This window comes from Moorena sp. SIO2C4 (genome assembly GCF_010672485.1).
Taxonomy (GTDB): Bacteria; Cyanobacteriota; Cyanobacteriia; order Cyanobacteriales; family Coleofasciculaceae; genus Moorena; species Moorena producens.
Map to the genome: position 1 here is coordinate 1 of NZ_JAAHGN010000413.1, position 6231 is coordinate 6231.

Here is a 6231-nt window from a genome sequence, read left to right on the forward strand (position 1 = left end):
TCTAAAAATGTGGTGAAGCAGCTCGAAGCAGAAGAGCTGTTGCTTAAGGTAGAGGACTACAAACATACGGTACCCTATAGCGATCGCGGAAAGGTTCCTGTTGAACCCCTAATCTCAACGCAATGGTTTGTCAAAATTCGCCCCCTAGCTGACAGAGCCCTAGAGTCTCTTGACCAGCACCATTCACCAGTATTTATCCCGGAACGTTGGACAAAGGTCTACCGAGATTGGCTGGTGAAATTAAAAGACTGGTGCATTTCCCGCCAACTCTGGTGGGGACACCAAATTCCGGCTTGGTATGTGGTGAGTGAAACCAATGGCACAATCACTAGCGAGACTCCGTTTATTGTGGCTCACCATGAAGCAGAGGCTAAGAAGAAAGCATTAGCAAAATTTGGAGAAAATGTCAAGCTAGAGCAAGACTCAGATGTGTTGGATACCTGGTTTTCTTCAGGATTGTGGCCCTTCTCTACTATGGGGTGGCCTGATCAGACCAAGGATTTGAAGACTTACTATCCGACTACCACCCTGGTAACAGGTTTTGACATCATTTTCTTCTGGGTTGCCCGCATGACCATGATGGCAAGACATTTTACGGGTCAGATGCCGTTTAAAAGTGTTTACATCCACGGCCTAGTGAGGGATGAGAACAATAAGAAAATGTCTAAGTCGGCTAACAATGGTATTGACCCCTTAATCCTGATTGACAAGTATGGTACGGATGCCGTGCGCTATACTTTGGTTCGGGAAGTGGCAGGTGCAGGTCAAGATATCCGATTAGAGTATAACCGCAAGACCGATGAGTCAGCTTCTGTAGAAGCATCTCGCAATTTTGCCAATAAACTGTGGAATGCAGCACGGTTTGTAATGTTAAACCTTGATGGTAAAACTCCCGAAGAGTTGGGTCAACCAACAGTAGAGGCATTGGAATTATGCGATCGCTGGATTCTTTCGCGTTTTCATCAAGTGGTGCGTCAAACTAGGGATCATCTAGATGCTTATGGCTTGGGAGAAGCGGCTAAAGGACTTTATGAATTCATCTGGGGTGATTTTTGTGATTGGTACATTGAACTGGTCAAATCCAGGCTCCGTCAGGATGCTAAGTCTCCGTCGCGGGTTGTGGCACAGCAAACTCTAGCTTACGTTTTAGAGGGTATCCTAAAGCTACTCCATCCCTTCATGCCCCATATCACTGAAGAAATCTGGCACACCTTGACCCAGAAATCTGGGGAAGTGTTGGCACTACAACCTTATCCTATAGAGTACCTAGATGGTCAAACTGGGGAACAGGAACTACAGACCACGGAGACCGAACTACTAAACGATAATAAATCAACGGATAATCAAGGTGCGCTTTCCGATGAGCCTGATTCCCAATCACCCAGGTCAGGAACAGCGTTGTCTATGGGAAAGGAAATCTCTAACCAAAGTTTAGCTGTATTGTCTAAACTGCCAGAACTTTCTAAGACGTTGTTCGAGAACTACAAACAACCGATGATCGCAGCGGGGTTGGTTGTGGGAGGAATTATTGCTCTAAATATCCTCACAGCCTTCGTGGGTGCGATCAATCGCATTTCCTTAGTCTCAACTAGTTTAGAACTGATTGGTCTAGGATATGCCATTTGGTTTGTTTCCCGTTATGTGCTCAAGGCTGAGAATCGTCAAGAGTTATCGGAAGAAATTCAATCCATCAAAACAGAAATTTTTGGCAAGGAAGAAACTCAGCAATCCTCGGAATTGAAGAAAATCGAGTCCAAAATGGGTATTATTGATGGCAATATCAAACAGGGAGAAGATATTAAAGATATAGAAGATATCAAAGATATAGAACAGAGGGAGGTTAAAACAGACCGTAACATTTCGTCAATAGGCAATACCCAATCTTCTATATCCCCAAGTTCTCTAATTGACTCAGAACTAGAGCAAAGGTTTGAGCTGCTGATCGGTACAATCCGTACTATCCGCAACCTCCGAGCTGAGGCAGAGATTAAACCAGGGGTGACCGCACCTGTTATTTTGCAAAGCAGCAACAGTGAGGAACGTCAAATTTTGGAGGCGGGTATTGCCTATATCAAAGACTTAGGTAAGGTCAATCAATTAAGCATCACTCCAGCCTTGGACCAAGAGCTCAAGAATACCATGGCGGGTGTAGTCGGCACTGTCGAGGTGCTAATTCCCCTAACTGGTGTGGTGGATGTGGATGCTCTACGGGCTAAGTTAGAAAAGAATTTAGGTAAAGTGGAGGCGGAAGTCAAATCCTTGTCTGGGCGTCTGGGTAATAAGAACTTTGTGAGTAAAGCTCCAGAAGCAGTGGTTAAGGGTGCTCAAGAGGCATTAGCTGAGGCTAAAAAGCAAGAGTCTATTTTACGCGATCGCTTAAATAGACTTTAAACAGATTTCTATCAAACCGGTAATGCTACACCTAGCTCAAGTTCAAGACAATGATGATTTTGGCGGGCTGCAATTGCAACTACTTGCCCGCCAAAACTCTGATCAATTCTGGGAATTCATTGAGCCAAGACCTGTCACGTTTACTAATTCCCAAGCTTTCAAAGAAGGTTGCTTAGTCTTAATAGATCTGGCTGAAACTCAACAGGTGATCACGATTCAATCTGCCACCGATTGGGTATTAGATTTAGTCAAGAAGTATTTAACAGCTGAGGTTAAGTCTACCTTTTTAGACGAAGAAATGAAACGGGCTGAACAATGGCGGCAAGAGCTTACCTTGAAAAGCCAAGGGTTAGATATCCGCGATTTAGAAGTAGAAGCACGTCGCGAAAAAATTGAAGCTTTAGCAGAAAACTTGAAATTGGAGAAGAAACAGCTGGAGCAAAAGGTAGCTCAATTGGAGGCTAAAATAGATCAAGCTGGTAATTAGTAAAGGTAATAGGGAACGGGGAACAGGGAACGTAAGCTATCAGCTATCAGCTATCAGCTATCAGCTATCAGCTTATGCACCATGGGAAAATTTCCAAACCTTCAATTCTTTTCTTTCAATAAGTAATGGGTAGGATAACCCGTTATCCCCGTAAGGGATAACAGGGGAGGAGGATACTACCAATGAATCTGACTTAAAATATACCGCAAGCGGTCATAATCATCCTTAAGTAAGACACTCAAGGTTCGTCCGGCCTTGACTAACCAGTCACGGTCAGTCTGACGAAGACGATAAACTTCTCTAATTACAGCTGCTGTCAGGGGGTCTACTGGGGCACCATTAACTTCCAAAAGTGTTCGCAAAAAATCCAACTGTTCACTAAAGTGAATAACCTCTGATGGTTCACACTGGTAGACAGGTTGATGAATTTGCGGTGGACGGGGTGGAAGATACTGATAGACTCGACCGTGATGGTTGCTAAAACCATTAACACCCTCTTCCGAAGACATAAACCCAACGATGGCAGCACGAAACTCAGTTTTGAGCATTGCGAAAATCTGAGGCTGCTGCTCACGTAATTCTGCCAGTGACAATCCTAAAGCTGTTGCTCGATGAACCGAGTCAATCGGGCTAGTAGTAGCATAATAAACTACAGCAAAAATTTGATTACCTGACTCATCATCTACAGATTTTACCCAGCTGCCAAAAGCAGGCATGACTGGAAAGCTTAGATCTTCTGGCTCTAAACATTGAGCTAGAAATTCTGTAGTTGCTGTTTCAATCACCTCAGCAAGGTGATGTTCTGAGCGATTGCTGGGGGTAAACTGGGGTAAGGGAAGGCGCATGGTTTAGTTATTAGTCATTAGTCATTAGTTATTGATGTATGCCCCTTGATTGATTTATGCGATTGATGTATGCCCCAGTTTAATGCCCCAGTTTGAAGAGGGTGTTGAAACAGTAGTCTGGTAGAGTTTTTTAGAGGCTGATTAGGGGCTTACTGGAGACGACAAGTGATCTATCTAACCCTTTTTACCAATTTTTGGTTTCACCTCTTCGATTTCCGACAGCTGAAACGTCACTAATTTATCCCAGTTACCTCCTTCAAACAGCACAGCTGCTTTACCATCACTAACGCGCTGTACTAACCCCTCAAAGCGATAATAGGTATCGTCAACATTGATTACACGAACTATAGAACCTGGAAAAATCATGAGTGCCTAAAAACTTAGATTGCCTTACTTAGATTTCCTTTACTAGGATAGGGGCTATTGGACTTATTAGTCATCCAGTATCTTACAACCCATAACTTATTGGAACTTCAATCGCTGTCGATAATTGGCCACTGCTTGAGCCAACCCTAGGCCAAGAAAGTTGGTTAGTAGGGCTGAACGACCGTAACTGAGTAAAGGTAGAGGAATTCCTGTGATGGGAGCTAAGCCAATAGTCATCCCAATGTTGATCACGGTTTGAAACACAATCATTGAGAGCACGCCAATTGTTACCAGAGAGCCAAAGTTGTCTTTAGCATTCTGAGCAATCAGCACCAAGCGTAGGCACAACCACCACAGGGCTAATAAAATACACAAGCAACCTACAAAGCCTAGTTCTTCACCAATGGCTGAGAAAATGAAGTCAGTATGCTGTTCCGGGATAAAGTGGAGTTGAGTTTGAGTTCCCTGGTTTAGTCCCCTTCCCCAAAGTTGACCAGCACCGATCCCAATCCGAGACTGAATTAGGTGATATCCTCCTCCAAGAGGGTCTAGATCGGGGTTCAAAAAGAGCGTTAATCGGTCTTTTTGATAGTCCTTCAACAGATTCCAGAAGACTTTTCCTAACGGTCCGACAACTAGGTTAATAACCAGGGTACCCAAGGCTCCCAACCAGCGCCAAGGGAGACTGAGGAAAGCAATCAGTGTGATTACAGCAGCCCAGGTATACCATGCAGGTGAAGATAGACTGAAGACAATGGCTGACACCAGAGGGGAAATCAACACGAGCAACCAGGCGGGATTGGCATTTGCCCAGTAAAGCATACTCAAGGTAATTGCCCCAAACACCAAGGATGTTCCCAGATCAGGCTGCCCAAACACTAATGCCCAAGGTAATATAGTTACTGCTAAAGCTGCTATTACTGCTGGAATGGTAGTAGCGGGTCGTTTGTGCAAGATGGCAGCTAGAGTAATAATCAAGCCGATCTTGGCAAATTCTGAGGGTTGAACATTAAACCCTCCAATGGTAACCCAACGCTGAGCCCCCTTAGCACTGGCACCGATCATCATTACAGCAATTAAGGACAGATTGGTGATGGCGTAAATTACCCAATGCCATTGGATCAGGGAATGATAGCGCGATCGCGCGATGAATAGAGCGATGAACAATCCAATACTACCAATGAGCAAGTGGGAGACCCAATAGTTTCCACCATTGTCGATGGCTGCAGAGCGAATCATCACTGCCCCAAAGATGGTTAGCCCCACAGTCAGGAATAATAGTTGCCAGTCTAAGTCCTGCCAGGGGGCCCACAACAGCCGCCAACGAATACTATTTCTAATTCTAAATTTATTAATTTGTACCATCAGTTATGAGGTATGAGCGATTAGGTATGAGCTAAGCTATCAGCTATCAGCTATCAGCTTTCAGCTATCAGCTTTCAGCTATCAGCTTTCAGCTATCAGCTTTCAGCTATCAGCTATCAACTATCAGCTTATGTGCTACGCACACGCTACTTGAGGTGCTTTTGAATAAAATAAGCTGACGGCTGAGAGCTGACGGCTGACGGCACCTCAAGTAGCGTGGGCATAGGGCACGCTACACCGAACAGCTTTTGAATAAAACAAGTAAGCATTCGTTTAATCTAAGTTAGGGAAAGCTGACCGCTGACCGCTGACCGCTGACGGTATGAGCTATTAGGCATTAGGGATTACAAAATTGTTAATGGTGATTTTCCATGTTCTATTTTTGAGTTATTATTGCCTGCAAGTCTTTGTTAATTAGAAAGGGCAGCAATGGAAACTTTGGCTGCAATCTGAGATGCGATCGCTACCAGTGCTTTAGCGGAGGCTGACTCTGGATTGCCAACAGCGATGGGCAATCCTTGATCCCCTCCCTGCCGTAGGGAAATTTCTAGGGGAATACAACCGAGCAAGGGAATCCCTAGTTCTTTTGATGTTTTTTCACCTCCTCCAGAGCCAAACAGGTCATACTGACGATCGGGCAAGTCTGGTGGGATAAAGTAACTCATATTTTCTATGATTCCCAACACGGGGACTCCCATTTGCTCAAACATTTTCAAGCCTCGGCGGGAGTCTAAAAGAGCGACATTTTGGGGTGTTGTCACAATTACTGCTCCTGCC

7 protein-coding genes are annotated in these 6231 nt (G+C 44.6%); 2 read left to right on the forward strand and 5 right to left on the reverse strand.

Annotated features, from left to right (window positions below; translation table 11 throughout):
- Together F6K20_RS20495 and F6K20_RS20500 are read left to right on the forward strand one after the other, a co-directional pair.
- On the forward strand, positions 1-2391 hold a 2391-nt coding region (locus F6K20_RS20495), incomplete at its 5' end, for a class I tRNA ligase family protein (RefSeq protein ID WP_287295840.1).
- Positions 2392-2413: 22 nt separating this feature from the next.
- Entirely contained in the window at positions 2414-2878 is a 465-nt protein-coding gene (locus F6K20_RS20500; protein WP_287249098.1) for an HmpF-related protein, read from the forward strand.
- A 176-nt stretch (positions 2879-3054) separates the two neighbouring features.
- Here F6K20_RS20500 and F6K20_RS20505 read toward each other — a convergent pair whose 3' ends face one another.
- From F6K20_RS20505 to F6K20_RS20525, 5 genes are all read right to left on the reverse strand, one after another.
- The gene (locus F6K20_RS20505; RefSeq protein ID WP_287249100.1) at positions 3055-3723 is read right to left on the reverse strand and encodes an HAS-barrel domain-containing protein; all 669 of its coding nucleotides are present in this window, start codon (positions 3721-3723) and stop codon (positions 3055-3057) included.
- 174 nt (positions 3724-3897) lie between these two features.
- Complete coding sequence (locus F6K20_RS20510) at positions 3898-4089, reverse strand: NAD(P)H dehydrogenase subunit NdhS (protein WP_044493740.1); 192 nt, start codon at positions 4087-4089, stop codon at positions 3898-3900.
- 96 nt (positions 4090-4185) lie between these two features.
- Positions 4186-5454, reverse strand: a complete 1269-nt coding sequence (gene rodA / locus F6K20_RS20515) for a rod shape-determining protein RodA (protein ID WP_008186160.1) — start codon at positions 5452-5454, stop codon at positions 4186-4188.
- A gap of 146 nt (positions 5455-5600) precedes the next feature.
- Entirely contained in the window at positions 5601-5723 is a 123-nt protein-coding gene (locus tag F6K20_RS20520) for a hypothetical protein (RefSeq protein ID WP_287249107.1), read from the reverse strand.
- A gap of 141 nt (positions 5724-5864) precedes the next feature.
- The coding region (locus F6K20_RS20525; protein ID WP_287295842.1) for a P-loop NTPase at positions 5865-6231 on the reverse strand (367 nt) is incomplete at its 5' end.

Bases quoted from the DNA above. Each gene is read 5' to 3' on its own strand.
- F6K20_RS20500 (WP_287249098.1), top strand. From the start codon at position 2,414: ATGCTACACCTAGCTCAAGTTCAAGACAATGATGATTTTGGCGGGCTG.
- F6K20_RS20505 (WP_287249100.1), bottom strand. From the start codon at position 3,723: ATGCGCCTTCCCTTACCCCAGTTTACCCCCAGCAATCGCTCAGAACAT.
- F6K20_RS20510 (WP_044493740.1), bottom strand. From the start codon at position 4,089: ATGATTTTTCCAGGTTCTATAGTTCGTGTAATCAATGTTGACGATACC.
- rodA (WP_008186160.1), bottom strand. From the start codon at position 5,454: ATGGTACAAATTAATAAATTTAGAATTAGAAATAGTATTCGTTGGCGG.
- F6K20_RS20520 (WP_287249107.1), bottom strand. From the start codon at position 5,723: ATGCTTACTTGTTTTATTCAAAAGCTGTTCGGTGTAGCGTGCCCTATG.